Genomic DNA, 15,803 nt, shown 5'->3' on the forward strand with positions numbered 1-15,803 from the left:
ATATCCCTTATTCTCAAAAAATACAAAGCAAAAAAGTATCCAGCAAATGGTCATACACATCACCATTTGCTGGATACTACATGATACATTTGTTATTTACAGGATTTTAATTAAGACCAAATCCATACACCATCATTATTTTCAGCGTTCGTCTTTGCTTCATGAACTTTTTCAATATGGTCAACTGTGTTCCAGTTAATAGAACTTCCGCCCCACCCTACATACTTCATATCAATTTTCACTTTCTCACCCGCATTAAATACTTGTCCCTTTGTTAAGAAAACATCAATAATAGCTTTCTTCCCATTTAGCGATGGATACTCAACTACAACATATTTAGTAGCACCGTCTCCCTCATCTTCCATCGTTCCTACTTTTGATACTTCTCCAATTACATAATTAGGTGAGCCATCTTCTTTCATGTGCATACCTAACTTGTTTGTTGTATTTTCAACTGCAGTTGCAACCATATATTCTGTAAAATTACGCATCATAGATCCAGTAGCTTTTACTTCATCTCCTACTTTCACATTTGAAAGTGAATCAATATACACACTAACCGGTTCCTCATATTGCTTAGATTTTACAACAATTACACCGTTATCTACTTCTACTACTCGTCCTTCTAACGTCGAGAAATTCGATTCAATAGAAGCTGCACTCGCTTTTGTTACTTCTAGTCCTGGTAAATTTATTCCTGATAATGCTGCGATCCCTAAAGCACCTGCTAAAATTAATTTTTTCATACCCATTATGAAACATCTCCATTCACGATGATTTTATTTTTTTGATTGGTATCGACCAACCTGTAATCATTATAGTTACAGGCAGTAAAAATAACAACCGTTTTCCTCATGCAATGTTGCATACTTTGATTTTCAAATATAAATCGGTTATTCCTATATTCAACACTAAGACTGAATTCTTGAATCCCAGCAGGTAAACGGATTGATGATGAAGAAACTAATGTCATACATCATGTTTTTCAATGATACAGTTTGTATAATCGTAGTCCATTACATTATGTAGGAGCGGAGTTAACATGTAAAAAAAACAAAGAGATTACAGCCAGGAGATACCGTGGCGACAGTAAGTCCTTCGTGGGGAGGAGCAGGTGATTCTGAAATAAGATAACGATATGACAGGACTCAAATAAATAAAAACACTCCTATAAGATATGACTGTGAATTGGTACTTTTCAAATGATATGAAGATTACTTATCTAATGATAAAGGGGGATTTACGTGTATGGACGTAACATTTACAGTAAGTAAATGGGATGAAAAACTAATTGATGATACTAGAAAAGATTTCCCTATTAATATTGCCCATGTTGAATATGATATTGATGGAGAATTAAAAGGAAAAGCTTTTGTTGAATACTTATTATATTATCTAGACTCAAATATAAATGATGGTCACTTGGCTACGGCTAAAATTTCTGGATTTTTACACTTTGAAGGAATTTATAAGGGGCAACAAGGGACATTCACAGCTATAGAGCAAGGAATATTTGATAAAGGAAATTTAGATTCCCCAGGAACAATTATTAAAGCTACCGGTAACTTAGAAAATCTGAGAGGGTCCTATAATTATCAGTTTACAGGTCAAACTAGTAAACTAATTTTAGAATTTGAACGTTAGCAAAATACCTTATAATTTAGTGGAAAGGACATTTCTTGTAATACTAGGAATGTCCTTTTTGTCAACGAGCTTATTCAAGTTAAAAATGAACAGAGTATATTATCAATATACAGCAATGCATATCATTTTCGTTATGGTGGAATTAAAAACCTAAGCCCGAGTGACATGGCCCCCACCTATTCATTACTTTTCCTACTAACTAAAGAATAATCCCAGAAAAACTCCCCTTCATAACTTCCTTTTCAAGTTGATTCCTACATATAAACATCGCAGTAATATTTGTACGATTTTTTTCATCGGGTTCAAATTGTTCAATGGTTAAGTCACAACGAATTGTGTCACCACTAAACACAGGACGTAAAAATTCAAAATCCATCTTGCGAGCTAGTACGTTATAATCACCGCCAATTTTTGTAGGTAGTGTTGATGTTAAAAGCCCTTGTACAACAAATCTCCCCTGCTCATCTGGTGTAACATGATGAACACCTTCATCTTTCGATACTTCCGTAAATAACGCAACATCTTCTTTTGTAAACGTTCGTTCAAAGGTGATTTTTTCGCCTACTTGTAATTTCATCCCATGCCCCTCCTCAAAAACTCTTTTAAAATAAGAAAAACCGAAACTCAAATCATTTCGGTTTTTCAAAACTATAGAAGTCAATATTTACTTTAAAGAATGAACAAACAACCCACTACGCAGTTTCGGTTCAAACCACGTTGATTTCGGCGGCATGACTTCTCCGGCATCTGCGATTGCTAATAAATCTTCCATAGATGTCGGATATAATGCGAATGCTGCTTTGTATTCGCCGCTGTTCACAAGGCGTTCTAGTTCTTCTAACCCCCGTATTCCGCCAACAAAATCAATGCGTGAATCAGAACGCGGATCATGTATTTCAAGTACTTGGCTTAATAAATGATCTTGCAGGATAGATACATCTAAACCTCTAACAAGATCATTCGCATCAAATGTTTCTTCTTTCACAGTAAGCTTATACCACTTCTCATTTACATACATTCCAAATGTTTTTGGTTCATTTGGTTTATACGGAGAAACAGGTGCTTCTTCTACATAGAAGTATTGCTTGATTTGTTTTAAAAACTGTTCTTCTGATAAACCGTTTAAATCTTTCACAACTCGGTTATAGTCCCAAATCGATAATTCATCATGAGGGAATAGAACCGATAAGAAGAAATTAAATTCCTCTTCTCCTGTGTAATTTGGATATTGTTCTCTTCTCATAAGTCCTACTTTTGCAGCTGATGCAGAACGGTGATGCCCATCTGCAATATAAAGATTAGGAATATCTTCAAATGCGTTTACTAAAGTCGTAATTACATCTTCATCTGCAATCTTCCACGCAACATGCTTAACACCGTCTTCTGCTGTAAATGTATAAATTGGCGCATGCTCTTCTTTCCAGCTTCTAATTAAATGCTTTACTTCATCTTTTGTACGGTAAGTTAAAAATATCGGACCTGTATTTGCGTCACACACATCTACGTGGCGAATACGATCTAGTTCTTTTTCATGACGTGTTCTTTCATGTTTTTTAATTGTATCATCTTCATACTCATCAATAGATGTACAAACGACAAGGCCTGACTGCGTTCTTCCTTGCATCGTCAGTTCATAAATATATAGCGCTGGCTCTTCATCTTGTATGAACACTTCTTCTCGTATAAATTGCTTTAAATTGTCGCCCGCTTTTTCATACACGCGATCATCATACGGTGACAATTCAGGATCTAAATCAATTTCTGCTTTATCAACATGCAAGAAAGAATATGGATTCCCTTTTACAACTTCCCTTGCCTCTTCACTATTTAATACGTCATACGGTAAAGCTGCCACTTGTGCCGCTTTTTCCTCTACTGGACGAATGGCCCGAAACGGTCGTATTTTTGCCACATTCCTCTCTCCTTTACACAATCATTCGAACGGCTACAACACCTGTAATTTTGCTTATATTTTCTACAATATTCTCTTTTATTATATCATCAATTCCGTTATCGATATCAATCATTGTGTATGCCCAAGAATGTTTACTACGATTAATCATATCGGCAATATTAATATGATGTTCCGCTAAGCATCCTGTAATTTGCCCTACCATATTCGGGACGTTTTGATGCATAATTGTAATTCGTTTCTTTCCGATATACGGCAATTCTACGTTTGGATAATTTACTGAGTTACGAATATTTCCTGTCTCTAAATATTCACGTAATTGACGCGCCGCCATTACTGCACAATTTTCTTCCGATTCAGACGTTGATGCACCAAGGTGAGGCGTCGCTGTTACATTTTTCATCTTTATTACATTCTCATTCGGGAAATCCGTTACGTAATGTGTAATAATATCTTCTTCTAATGCTTTTTGAAGAACCTTTTCATCTACAAGTTCTCCTCTAGAGAAATTAAATAGACGCATCCCTCTTTTCATCTTCTCTACAGCGTGTTCCCCAATGATCCCCTTCGTTTGATTCGTAAGAGGAATATGCAGTGTAATATAATCACACGTTGCAAAAATTTCATCAAGGCTAAATGCTCTTTGCACATGTGTAGAAAGACGCCAAGCTGTTTCAACTGAAATATAAGGATCATATCCGATAACATCCATGCCTAACGCTAACGCATCGTTCGCAACTAAAGCACCGATTGCGCCAAGTCCGATAACACCTAGACGTTTCCCTGCAATTTCTGATCCAACAAATTGTTTTTTTCCTGATTCAACAAGCTGTGGTACTTCTTCACCCTCTAAGTTTTTCGTCCAACTTACACCATTAATAATGTTGCGTGAAGACATAATAAGACTGGCAATAATGAGTTCCTTTACTGCATTAGCATTTGCCCCCGGCGTGTTAAATACTACAATTCCTTTTTCTGTACATCGCTCGACAGGAATATTATTTACACCAGCGCCAGCTCTTGCAATCGCCTTTAAGTCTTTTGAAAACTCTTCTTGATGTAAAGAGTAGCTACGAAGCAAAATTCCATCTGGATGATTGATTCTATCTCCTACTTCATAACGTTCTTCAGTAAAAACTTGCAAACCTTTTTCTGCAATTTGATTTAACGTTTGAACACGAAACATATTCCCATCTCCCTATCTATTCTCAAGCTCAAATTCCTTCATATAATCTACTAATCGTTTTACGCCGTGTGCTGGCATCGCATTGTAAATACTGGCACGCATACCGCCAACTGAGAGATGTCCTTTTAACGTAACAAGGCCGCGTTCCTTCGCTTTTTGTAAAAACTCATTGTTAAGTTCTTCTGACGGTGTTGTAAATGGAATGTTCATAAGTGATCGATACGCAGGATCAACTGGTGAAGTAAACAATTTAGATTCATCTAAAAAATGATAAATAAGTGAAGATTTCATTCTATTTTGTTCTTCAATCGCAGATACTCCGCCTTGCTCTTTCAACCACTCTAGTACAAGTTTTGTTACGTAAATACTAAAGGATGGCGGTGTATTATATAAGGAGTTATTTTTACTGTAAGTTTCATAATTTAACATTGTCGGACAAGAGCGATCTGCTCCCCCAATTAAATCTCTTTTTATAATAGCAATCGTTAAGCCCGCAGGTCCTAAATTCTTTTGCGCCCCCGCGTATATAAGACCAAACTTCGAAACATCATATTGTTCTGACAAAATATTTGAAGACATATCCGCAACGAGCGGCACTCTTTCTATATGTGGAATATCCACATATTTTGTCCCCTCAATTGTATTATTCGTTGTAATATGTACATAATCTAGTTTTTCATCGCTTAGTAAACCGTCCAGTTTAGGAATCGTAGTAAACTTCTCTTGCTCGGAAGAAGCAATTACTTGTACTTCCCCAACTTTTTCGGCTTCTTGCAGTGCCTTTTTAGACCATGAGCCAGTTAGTACGTATCCAGCTTTTTTATACGTATTCATTAAGTTCAGTGGTATCATAGAAAATTGTAATGACGCACCGCCTTGTAAAAATAAAACTTCATACTCATCAGGGATGCTCATTAATTCACGAAGTAAGTTACTCGCTTCCTCTATAATACTTTGAAAATAAGAAGATCGATGACTCATTTCCATAATAGACATGCCTGTCCCGTTATAATTTACAAGCTCCTTTTGCACTTTCTCTAAAACTGGCAAAGGGAGTATTGATGGTCCTGCTGAAAAATTATAGACTCTCTCCATTACCCTCATAACCTCCCTATTTCTCATTTTTATTAATTTTTAAACTTTCTGAATTATAACCCAAAATATAATACGTGGTCAATTTGTTTTCTATTATTACGGCGCAAGACGCGATGGAATCGCTTGCATGTGCAAACTATTTTTATAAACATACAAAAAAGTGTTAAGTACATAATCGTACTTAACACTCTAGTAATAAAGTATAATTGCTAATTATCCGTGAAGAACCGATCAAAAATTTGATAAATAGCAGAAAGACCAATGAGCCAATAAATAGTGTCCACAAGCGCCGGCATAGAACCAAACCATTTCTCAACTACATTGTAATCTAACGCTACAAACAACCAATTCAAACCGCCGAGAATCACCAAAATTACTGTAAGGTAAGACAAAAATTTCATTATGATTGCCCCCTAGGTGATAAGATGGTGAAAGGCCTTTCACTAGAAATATATGTAGTAAACTTCAAAACTTACCTATTTTGTAAAAATTATTTTCGGTACCAGCCGTTAATAACTGCCTCCGCTTCTTTACTATGTATTTGATACGGATGTGTACTATCATTAGAGCCAATAAACCAAATTGAAAAACCTTTAAAATATGGTTTCGGTTCTAATACATCGCGGTAAGCACGCCATCCATTTAATTGTACATCTTTCGAAAACACATTAGAAACATCTGGATTCCACGGATTTTGCAGTCCAAGTTCACGCGCTGGAACGTTAAATCCACCAAAATAAACGGGCTTTCCTGTTGCATTATGTAATTGTTCCAATTGCTGAACAACATTTTGTCCACGGTTATATACTGTCGTCGCAAATAAACTTTGCTTCACTTCTTCATATGACGGATTTCTTTTTCCAGAAACTTCAAACCAACTATCGATACTAACAATATCTACCTTCTTTAAATACGGACGGTTTATTTTCTCTATAAACTTCGCTTCATAAGAAGGATCCCAGCTTGCTGTTAACCACCAGTTCATTTGATACAAAACATTTCCTTTATACTGATTACGAACAAAATCAATTGTATCGCTCCAGTATCCTTCTGCATACTCCATATTCACGAAATTAGAAGCAATCTTTAGTCCATACACATTGTATTTACTTGTAATGGAATTAAAAATATCTTGCAGAATAACCGTCTTCCAATTCCAGAAGAAATCATTAATGTTACTTGGGTTCCATTCTGTCTCTCCAACATTCCCCTGCTGAATATACGGGAACGGTTCCACTATAACTTGAATATTACGCTTTAATAATTCTTGAATTAAAATAATAGCTTGTTGCTTTTGCGCTTGATTAATTACCATGTTAGTAGAAGTCACATTTGGGATATCTACTTGAATCGGTACATTTACTGTATTTAAATTTAAGCGCTCCACATCCGCTAATACTTTCGCTACATTTCCAACTTCCCATACTGTTACGTTTCCTGATTTGATTTTTCCAGATTGAACAGTATTTACATCTGCCTGTACATTTCCTTGAAAACAAAAAGAAAACAACATAATAAACACTCCTAAAAAACTTATTAAACTCTTATTTTTCTTCACAACTTTCCCCCTATAATTTTTGGCTTTCTTGATTATTTTATACAACGTTTCACATTTATTCCAGAAAAAAAATGAAGTTCCGTTCAACTATATTCATATAAATCTTCTAAAAATAGTAGGAAAAATAAAAAAGGAGCAGATTTCCGCTCCTTTTTATCCTTTTACGATTGAAATTATTGAATCCCTTCTGGTAACTTAATTGAATCAAACTTTTCATATGAATCAATCTTTATACTCACAACTGCATCCAATTTTTCCTTATCTGTACTAGCTTTTTTATCTGAGTTACTTTCACTCACTTTTATAGTTGTTCGCATCTCTTCAAATTTATAATCTTTTGTTATTATATATTCAATATTAAACGCATCCATATTAAATCCTTCCGTTAATTTTTTCATATCTCCATTAATTTTTTGTAACGTATCTACCGCTTCTTTTCCCTTTAAATCAAGTGTAAGTTTATATGTGTCTCCATCTTTCTTTGCTTTCATTTTCTTAGCCAAAGCTTCCGGTAAATCTAACTCATTAAGTAAATTTTTACTGACCATTACATCATTTACATTAAATTGATCATTAGGTATCGTAACTAACTCTCCTGTATCAGGGTTTTTCACTTGAGCAGCGACCTTTCCATCTACTTCATACGTTACAATATCTGTACCACTTATTTTCATTTCAGCTCTAGAATTCTTCAGTTTCGGCTCCATTTGTATTTTCATTTTAATTTCTTCTGATTGGCCGCTCCCCTTCATTGACATAAGAGATGTCAATGTAAGATATTCCTCTTGTTTTAATCCGTCAGCTGCTTTTTTAAAAATATCTTTCGCTACTAACTCTTTTTCTTTTTTTACAGATACTGTTTTAGGTCCACTTGTTTTTTCACTGCTACAACCAGTTGTTAAACCTACTATTAGCGCCAAACTAGATATTACAACCATTTTCTTCATACTGATTCTCCCCATTTCCCACTTAAAAATATTTTCATCCCATGTATAGTAAATCAACTGAAATAAATATATATACAATAATTATTTAACCTCTAAACGAAACCAGTTATTCAATCCGTATACTAATGTAACTAAAGCTCCTATCATACCAAAAACAACAATATTTATACCAATTGACGAACCAAATAAAACAGCCATCATTGACACCATCAGTAATAGCATAGCAATACTATTTATCTTAATTTCTACTACATCGCCATCCTTTACTTTCTTTTCTTTACTTCCAAAAAAGAATTGTTTTACTTTAATATTCGCTTCATCTAATTCAAAAGGAAGCGTATATTCTTCGTTATTCTCAAGTTTCATTACTACTTCGTTATCTACCTTTACAGCAACTCTTGCTGCTCCTCCCATTACCCCTGTTGCTCTTATTACTTTAATACTCATGCTAAATCTCCTCTCCCCCTATGACTTCTCCATGTCATTCATTTTTGTAATTCTTCTCTTATGAAATCCTTGAATGTAAAACAAAAAATGTATTTGTATGACACCGAAATCTTTTACGCTATACACCCATTTCTCGTTAAACAAAATATTCCAACAGAAATTATAACAAGTTCCTGCAAATTTTTTTGTCAAATTTTGTCGCGTTTACAAAAAAAGAGACTCTTACATATAGTAAAAGTCTTTTCTATCATTACCGTGGCTGTAACGTTAACATTTTCCCTTCTATTCCCGCTGTATTCAGTGTAGTCGTATGATAAATCATCTATTTGATCATGATACCAATCCCTTCTAAAAGGATAAAAATCCTCTTCCCCCTAATTCGCTTCTATTATGAAAGAACCTTTTGAAACATTGAAAAACCCCCTTCATTTTCCTACCAATGAAGGGGGTTTTTCTTATCGTTCGCTACGCCAACTTTCATTATGCCCAAGATTTGAATCTGTCGCTACTTGCACATCATATAACATTTCACTAAAGAAGCGTTTATCTACTTCTTTTGGTACAATGCGTCTTTCATCATCAATCTCATCGTATTCATATGAACCACGATTCACTGTACCTGCTTTATAAAATTGAATGTCAAATACACATACATCTTCTTCATCTTCATAACCAATCGGCGCTCCGCTAAATGACAATTGCACGCCTAATCCGGTACGAGTATCTTCTTTGTAAAATGTATAATACACACCGCCATCTTGAACAGACCCACGGATCCATCCAAGCTTCGTCATCTTACCGAATAACGAACGACCATTTAGTAAAATACCGCCAAATCTCTCAATAGCACTCTCATCATTCTCTTCTACTACAAACACTGGACGCTCAATTTGTAGGAACGGCTGAACAATTCCCGCACTTTCTAATTGCTCTTTCCATAATTCCTTCTCCGCCCCAGACAATTCTAACGGATGAACGAAACCAATAACAGTGCCAGATGAAAGTTCATAACTCTTCCCGTCAATTGTACAGAACACGCCACCTTCTGCATAACGGAATGCCTTCAGCAACTTCCCTTCCTTATACTCACCCCAAATGAGTGAAATAGAAAATTGCTTCATAATTGGATTATCCATAAATACAGACTTCCATGCATTATGTGACCAATAACGCTTTAATGAAAGTGCCGTTTCCAATCGTTGTTTTTGCATGGAAAGAGTATTTCGGAGTTCCTTCTTTAAAGAGGCTAATTCTTTTTTAGCCTCTTCAGCCTTTTCTACATCATCTTTTGCATTCGGCTTTGGAAGTGACTTCATACGTTTTCCTTCTTCTGTCTCTAATTCAATTTTTGACTCTGTAGTTAAAATGGCAGTAAAACTTCGATTCCCGAAATCAATTATTTTTTCACCATGTATAGTAAAGCCGAGGTCCGGCACCAATTGATCTTCCAGCTCTTCCTCTGTTATACCACGTGTTTTCGCAGCAAGACTTAGCGCTTCTTTTGCTGCATTACGTACTTGCTTATGTTTATATTTAAATGCTATTGCATGAATAGACATAAGTGCAAGCTTAGATGAAGACAAACCTAAAGCACGAACGGCATCCGCTGCTATCTTTCCTCTCATTTGAAGCACCCATTCATCAATTTGCTTTATAAGTATGTCGACCATTTTGTCGTCACTATACATTCCGTATAACGAAAGAATTCCACGTTTCTTCACATCTGCGTCTTGAGAAATCCATATTTGATATATTGTTTGCACATATTCTTTTAAGTCCTCTTCATTTAAAGCTCTACCAATTACTTCTGCTGTTTCTTTCTTCTCAATAACAGCATCTGAAATATACTGTTGTAAATAGGCTAACGGAATTGCAGCATCAGCAATTTCATCAGAGTCACGTAAACGGATTTGTGGCTCACCCCCAATCAATTGCAGAAGTGAATTTCTTGTTTGTTCAGTTAAAATACGTGCACATAGCTCTTCTATCTTTTCTTCCTCCGTTTGAAATAAAAACGAGAATTTTCCTGCGAAAGATTCATTTTTACTTTCTTGCAAAGCTTCCTGTACAAGTTTCGTATATTTTTCAAGCTTATACTCTATAAGTATTTTCATCACATTTTCACGAACAATTTTCTTTTTATTATGAAGTTCAACTGCTACATCTGCTGCAGCTTCTACATCTTTTGAAAGCAGTTTAACTACAGACTCACGCATTTTTTTAGATGAATCTCCTAAGCTTTTAATTAAAATTGGACGTATTTTAATCATGTTATCCTTTGCTAACTCTTCTAAAATATATGCTTTGGCCACAGCAGAATACTCATCAAATCGTTCAATGATGTACGCTTGTTCTTTTACAATTACACAAACAAGCGCTTCCTTCGCCTTATTTCGCTCTTCACTGTAGCATGCAGCTTCTTCAACTGCATAAGCGATAAGCTTTTCCTTACTTAACCCATACGAAAGCAGATCTTCTAATACTTGTTTCGGTTCTACTCCTCTGACAGAACATTCGTAAAGAAGTTCGTATAAATTAACACTATCTTCATCTCCAAACTGTAGTGTAAGTACAGCTTCCCTCTTCGCTACATCATCTATATCCCAAAGAAGCGCAACCTCTAACACCGGCATACCCCAATACATACTTCTATATTTCGGATTTTTAAGTATTTGCTCCATATCCTCAAGTGACAATTTCCCTAGTAAATAATCACGATATGTATCCCGCACTGTAGACAATTTTATTTGCAAAGCAGCAACAAAAAATTCTTCTCGCATTTTCCCTATATTTAGCTCATATCCTTTTTCAGCTAACGTTCGTGCGATGATGAGATAATTCATTTTACTTACATATTGCAAAGTACGTTGAATAAATTCAGGATCTTCCTCCAACATAAAGCATAGCAATTCATATTCATACGTCTTACAAAAATCCTCACTATTCAAATCATGTTGCCTTAGACGATGCGCAAAAAATCGTTCCTTAGAAATCCAAAACTGTGTACAAAAACTTTGAATTTCTTCATATGTTTCTCTATTTACACTACCAGTTTTTTTGTAGTTTTGAGACTGACCGAGAGTGTGACACATATAACGTGTTGCATAGTTTATAAAACCCCAAACATTTTTCTTCGCCAATATTTCAATATATCGCCTCGCAACATTCGAATATTTATGAACACAAAATAATAGCCGCCAAATATGTTCCGGTAAATTCCCACCTATAAATACTTCACTATCATCTTTACCTTTTAAATACCGTTTAACTGCTTCAACCTTTTCCTTTTCCCCTAGCAGTTTCAATATAAATTCTGTATGTTCTTCTAACCTCTCATTCAATAAAGAACTATATGTACGAAACTTTTCATAATCTACATCAAACATTACAAGAAGTAATGTTACTTGCTGGTTAGTTGGTAAAGTATGTAATTGTCCCTCTATATAGTTCGGATTCTCTCTTGTTAACTCTCTAAGAAAAACATCTGCTTCATTCACATAACTTGAAATACTGGATAAATATTTACATGCGATTGCTACAAGTTTGTCCAAAGGAAGTGCACTTTTTTCTAAATAAATCTTCATTTTAGAAAAACTGACATGCGCAAAACGGACTACAAGAACATTTAATAATTGCTCCTCGAGTATATGGTAAAATAATCGAAAAAAATCCGGATCTTGTTTATGCACTTTCCTAAAATCGTTTATAAATCGCTCCGCAAAATCGCTTCTTTTTTGATCACGAATTGTCGTTAGTTGAATATCTTTTAAAATCTCTTCTTCTTTTGTCTGTAAATATCGTTGTGATAATTGTTTCTGTTCTTCTGTCATATTAATATATTGAAACAACTCAGATGTACTAGTAGTCAAACTTTGTACCCCCCGCATCTTTTTATCTATTATAAAATACCCTTATTTAATGGTAGTATAGCATAAATCCCACAAAAACGAACATACATTCTATGTTAAGTTAATGGAAATTAAAATACACTACTCAAAATACATTTCCTTCTCTCTAAACTTCCCATTACGCACTTCTCCCCACTAAAATCCTTTAATTTTTCACTACACCAATTCCTCAAAATCCCCTTCACATAAGCTAACGTTTTCTTATTATTTTCAAACGCAATTTTAAGTGCCTCTAACACTTTCTCTCCAGAAAGTCTTTGTATCCAATTCTTCAATTCCTTCACAATATATGGGGATAAACTACTAATATTTTGTTCATAAAACTTATAAACTTCACTATTTGGAACGTCCTCTTCTATGGTTTCCACCTCTATCTCTTCCGCTTCTTCTTTCTCTTCAATAACTACTTGTGAACTACTATTATCCTCTTCTTTTGGCATACCAAAATGCTGCAGTACTAATGGAATCTTGTATTCTTCTTCAAGGCATTTACGTAAAAATATATGTATGAACTCATTACTTTTTACAGTCTTTAACTCACGTAATACGCACTTCTCCACATTCGTATTTGAAATAGGATTATAGTATAACCAGTTTATTATGAATACCTCTTTCGTTTCCGTATCATATAAAATCTTTCCATACTCAACAAACCTGTTTAGCAACTTCTCAACAGTCTCCATACTATAACCTGTTTCAAGCTCTGCCACACGCTTCGGTAATATGTAAATACCACATTGCTTTGTTTTCGTACCAGTTAACAAATATATGTAAAAATAACGCTCCTCTGGCGTTAAATCTAATATGAATTCATCTTGCCAAAAGTTCACCTGCACATTACGGTATACCGCCATATGTTTCCCTCCACTCTTTGCTAGTAAATAGGAAAATTTTAATCCTTCATTATAAAGATAGGCATGTGGGAATGGTTTTGGCATTCGAATTACAATTTTTTTACTACTACAACGCCGGTTTCATTTTTTCGCGCTTGTTTTGTTCTTGTAGTTGTTTTTGTTTTTGTTTTTTCTTAGTGATTTATTACTTGGTAGGGGCTTATGAGGGGCTTGGAAGGGCATTCTACATTACATACAATTTGTTCTTCCTACTAAATAGGAGCTATTCCAAATTATTATTTTGGATAGCTCCTTTCAAATTCTTCTTATTTTTTACTTCTACCAATGTCAGCTTCTACATACCATTTATTCTGCTATTTGCGGGCAGTAAAACTCTCATTTCAAAATTCGGTGAATAAACTGCTCAATTGCAGTGCGAGTGGCCCTCACTGATTAAAGTTTCATTTTATTTTTGCATTGAATCTAACATCTTCACAATAAAGGCAGCTGCCTGACCACGAGTTGCTGTACCTCGGGGATCAAACTCATTATTTCCAATACCATTAACTACCTTTAGACTGTATAATCGTTGAACCGATTCTTTGTATGTTATTAAATGCTTATCTGTAAATGGTAATGCTACTAACTCACCTGTAATTCCTTTATATCGTAATGCTTTGTCAATCATAATAGATACTTCTTCACGAGTAATTGGTGAGTTAGGATCAAAAATCCCTTCACCACGACCATTAATAATTCCTGCACTTGCACAACGTTTAATACCGTCATGAAGTGATGGATGTGCCTCATTAATATCTACAAATGACTTATTTCCCTCTGGTAGTTTAAGAGCATTCGAGATTAATTTCGCAAACTCCGCTCTCGTTACATTTCGATATGGAGCAAATACACCATTACCTTCGCCTTGCATAATACCTAGACTGTTTAATTTACGAATATGCCCTTCAAACCAGCCACCTGTAATATCATCTTTTGGTTTTTGTACTTCTTCCTTAGGCTTTTGTACTTCTTCCTTTGGTACATTGTAGTTAATTTTAATCCAACTTGGGTCATAGAAAATCCATTCTCCATTACCTACTTTATACCAACCATTTTTAACGGCTAATACTTTGTAACGATCTCCGTTTGAAGCTTTACGTACAACACGATGTTCAATACCCGCATCACTACGTACATTGATGCCACTACCATTTACCACTAGTTCCATGCTAGGTTCAGCTGGATTATTTTCATTTGGATTAAATGAGTCATTTTTATCTTGTAAAGGCGTATCAATCTGCGCATTTATATTTGCATACCACTGAATTCCTTGTACGAAACCAGCCCAATTACCACGTGAAATTAAAATGTCAGGACATTTTTTCCCGCTCCATTGTTGATGCTTGTAAATATGATCTGCACCAATTCCTTCTTTGTTCATTAAATAACCTGCAAGTCGTTTTGCATTTTCTAACGCTTTATTGTAATCACCGTCTTGGTTAACCGCGATCTCAATACCGATAGACTCCCTGTTTCCTGAACCATCTCCATCTCCTGCATGCCAACCATTTTCGTTTGTTGGTAAGTGTTGATAAATTTGTTTATCATCTACAGTAAAATGCCATGAAGCTGTTCGGAAAGTGCCTTCAGTTGCTTGCTTGTATAAATATTTCGCATGATTTTCAGCATTCGCACCAGCGGCTGTATTTGCGGTCTCATGGATTGTAATGTAACGTGCTTTCATCGGATTTGCAGGACGAATATCAGGATTTCCTGCTGGAACAATCCACTCCACAAATGGAACTCCTGCAAGTGTTCCATATTTCTTCGTACTCTGTGCACTATATTGAATACCTCTTGGCTTTGCAACAGGTTTCATTTGACGATCAGATCCATCATTTCGACCATCTACAGATTCAAATGCCTTTTCAATGTTTGAAATAGCTTCCTTTTCTGCTACTTGTCCCTTCTTAGCATTTTTCATTTTGTTTAATTCTTCTGTTTCATCATGTTTATGCTTATATTCTTCTAAAAGCATTTTTTCATTTTCAGATACTTCTGCTTCGTTAATTTGTACATGATTAGGAACTTCCAACTTGAAATTAGAATAATTTAATCCGCTCGTTCCGTGTTCTCCTTGGGCAATATTAAGTTGATCAGTTTGAGATTTGTTGATCTCTTCTGCTGATGCTGATAAAGATACGCTCCCTAAAATCACTAGACTTGTTGATAGTGCGATTACTTGTTGTTTGATTGTCTTATTCATTATTATA

The 15,803-nt window shown here is 35.2% G+C and carries 13 protein-coding genes; 1 reads left to right on the top strand and 12 read right to left on the bottom strand.

Annotated features, from left to right (window positions below):
• Positions 1–110: 110 nt before the first annotated feature.
• The gene (locus DN407_RS15805; protein ID WP_149216467.1) at positions 111–752 is read right to left on the bottom strand and encodes a hypothetical protein; all 642 of its coding nucleotides are present in this window, start codon (positions 750–752) and stop codon (positions 111–113) included.
• Between the two features lie 496 nt (positions 753–1,248).
• Between DN407_RS15805 and DN407_RS15810 the strand changes: the two genes are divergently transcribed.
• Positions 1,249–1,644: a DUF3224 domain-containing protein gene (locus DN407_RS15810; protein ID WP_000383503.1), complete on the top strand. Its 396-nt coding sequence runs from the start codon at positions 1,249–1,251 to the stop codon at positions 1,642–1,644.
• A gap of 199 nt (positions 1,645–1,843) precedes the next feature.
• On the opposite strand, the gene DN407_RS15815 is transcribed toward DN407_RS15810, so the two are convergent.
• From DN407_RS15815 to DN407_RS15870, 11 genes are all read right to left on the bottom strand, one after another.
• Positions 1,844–2,221: a hotdog family protein gene (locus DN407_RS15815; RefSeq protein WP_000776359.1), complete on the bottom strand. Its 378-nt coding sequence runs from the start codon at positions 2,219–2,221 to the stop codon at positions 1,844–1,846.
• 87 nt (positions 2,222–2,308) lie between these two features.
• Positions 2,309–3,556: a DUF1015 domain-containing protein gene (locus DN407_RS15820; RefSeq protein ID WP_016111584.1), complete on the bottom strand. Its 1,248-nt coding sequence runs from the start codon at positions 3,554–3,556 to the stop codon at positions 2,309–2,311.
• A 13-nt stretch (positions 3,557–3,569) separates the two neighbouring features.
• Entirely contained in the window at positions 3,570–4,742 is a 1,173-nt protein-coding gene (locus tag DN407_RS15825; RefSeq protein WP_000490228.1) for a 3-phosphoglycerate dehydrogenase family protein, read from the bottom strand.
• A 12-nt stretch (positions 4,743–4,754) separates the two neighbouring features.
• Complete coding sequence (gene serC, locus DN407_RS15830; protein WP_149216468.1) at positions 4,755–5,837, bottom strand: 3-phosphoserine/phosphohydroxythreonine transaminase; 1,083 nt, start codon at positions 5,835–5,837, stop codon at positions 4,755–4,757.
• Positions 5,838–6,046: 209 nt separating this feature from the next.
• Positions 6,047–6,238 carry a DUF378 domain-containing protein gene (locus DN407_RS15835; protein ID WP_000670803.1) on the bottom strand — a complete coding sequence of 64 codons (192 nt, stop codon included), beginning with the start codon at positions 6,236–6,238 and terminating at the stop codon, positions 6,047–6,049.
• Positions 6,239–6,327: 89 nt separating this feature from the next.
• The gene (locus DN407_RS15840) at positions 6,328–7,395 is read right to left on the bottom strand and encodes a glycoside hydrolase family 113 (RefSeq protein ID WP_000739764.1); all 1,068 of its coding nucleotides are present in this window, start codon (positions 7,393–7,395) and stop codon (positions 6,328–6,330) included.
• 173 nt (positions 7,396–7,568) lie between these two features.
• The gene (locus tag DN407_RS15845) at positions 7,569–8,342 is read right to left on the bottom strand and encodes a DUF6612 family protein (RefSeq protein WP_000738989.1); all 774 of its coding nucleotides are present in this window, start codon (positions 8,340–8,342) and stop codon (positions 7,569–7,571) included.
• Between the two features lie 81 nt (positions 8,343–8,423).
• Positions 8,424–8,789 (bottom strand): hypothetical protein, encoded by a 366-nt coding sequence (locus tag DN407_RS15850; RefSeq protein ID WP_000025025.1) that lies wholly within the window; start codon positions 8,787–8,789, stop codon positions 8,424–8,426.
• A 455-nt stretch (positions 8,790–9,244) separates the two neighbouring features.
• Positions 9,245–12,658 (bottom strand): DUF4132 domain-containing protein, encoded by a 3,414-nt coding sequence (locus DN407_RS15855; RefSeq protein ID WP_103652575.1) that lies wholly within the window; start codon positions 12,656–12,658, stop codon positions 9,245–9,247.
• A 110-nt stretch (positions 12,659–12,768) separates the two neighbouring features.
• Positions 12,769–13,551, bottom strand: a complete 783-nt coding sequence (locus DN407_RS15860) for a DnaD domain-containing protein (protein ID WP_149216469.1) — start codon at positions 13,549–13,551, stop codon at positions 12,769–12,771.
• Positions 13,552–13,996: 445 nt separating this feature from the next.
• Entirely contained in the window at positions 13,997–15,796 is a 1,800-nt protein-coding gene (locus DN407_RS15870; protein WP_149216760.1) for an S-layer homology domain-containing protein, read from the bottom strand.
• Positions 15,797–15,803 lie beyond the last annotated feature (7 nt).

Source organism: Bacillus sp. JAS24-2 (assembly GCF_008274905.1).
Classification (GTDB): Bacteria; Bacillota; Bacilli; order Bacillales; family Bacillaceae_G; genus Bacillus_A; species Bacillus_A cereus.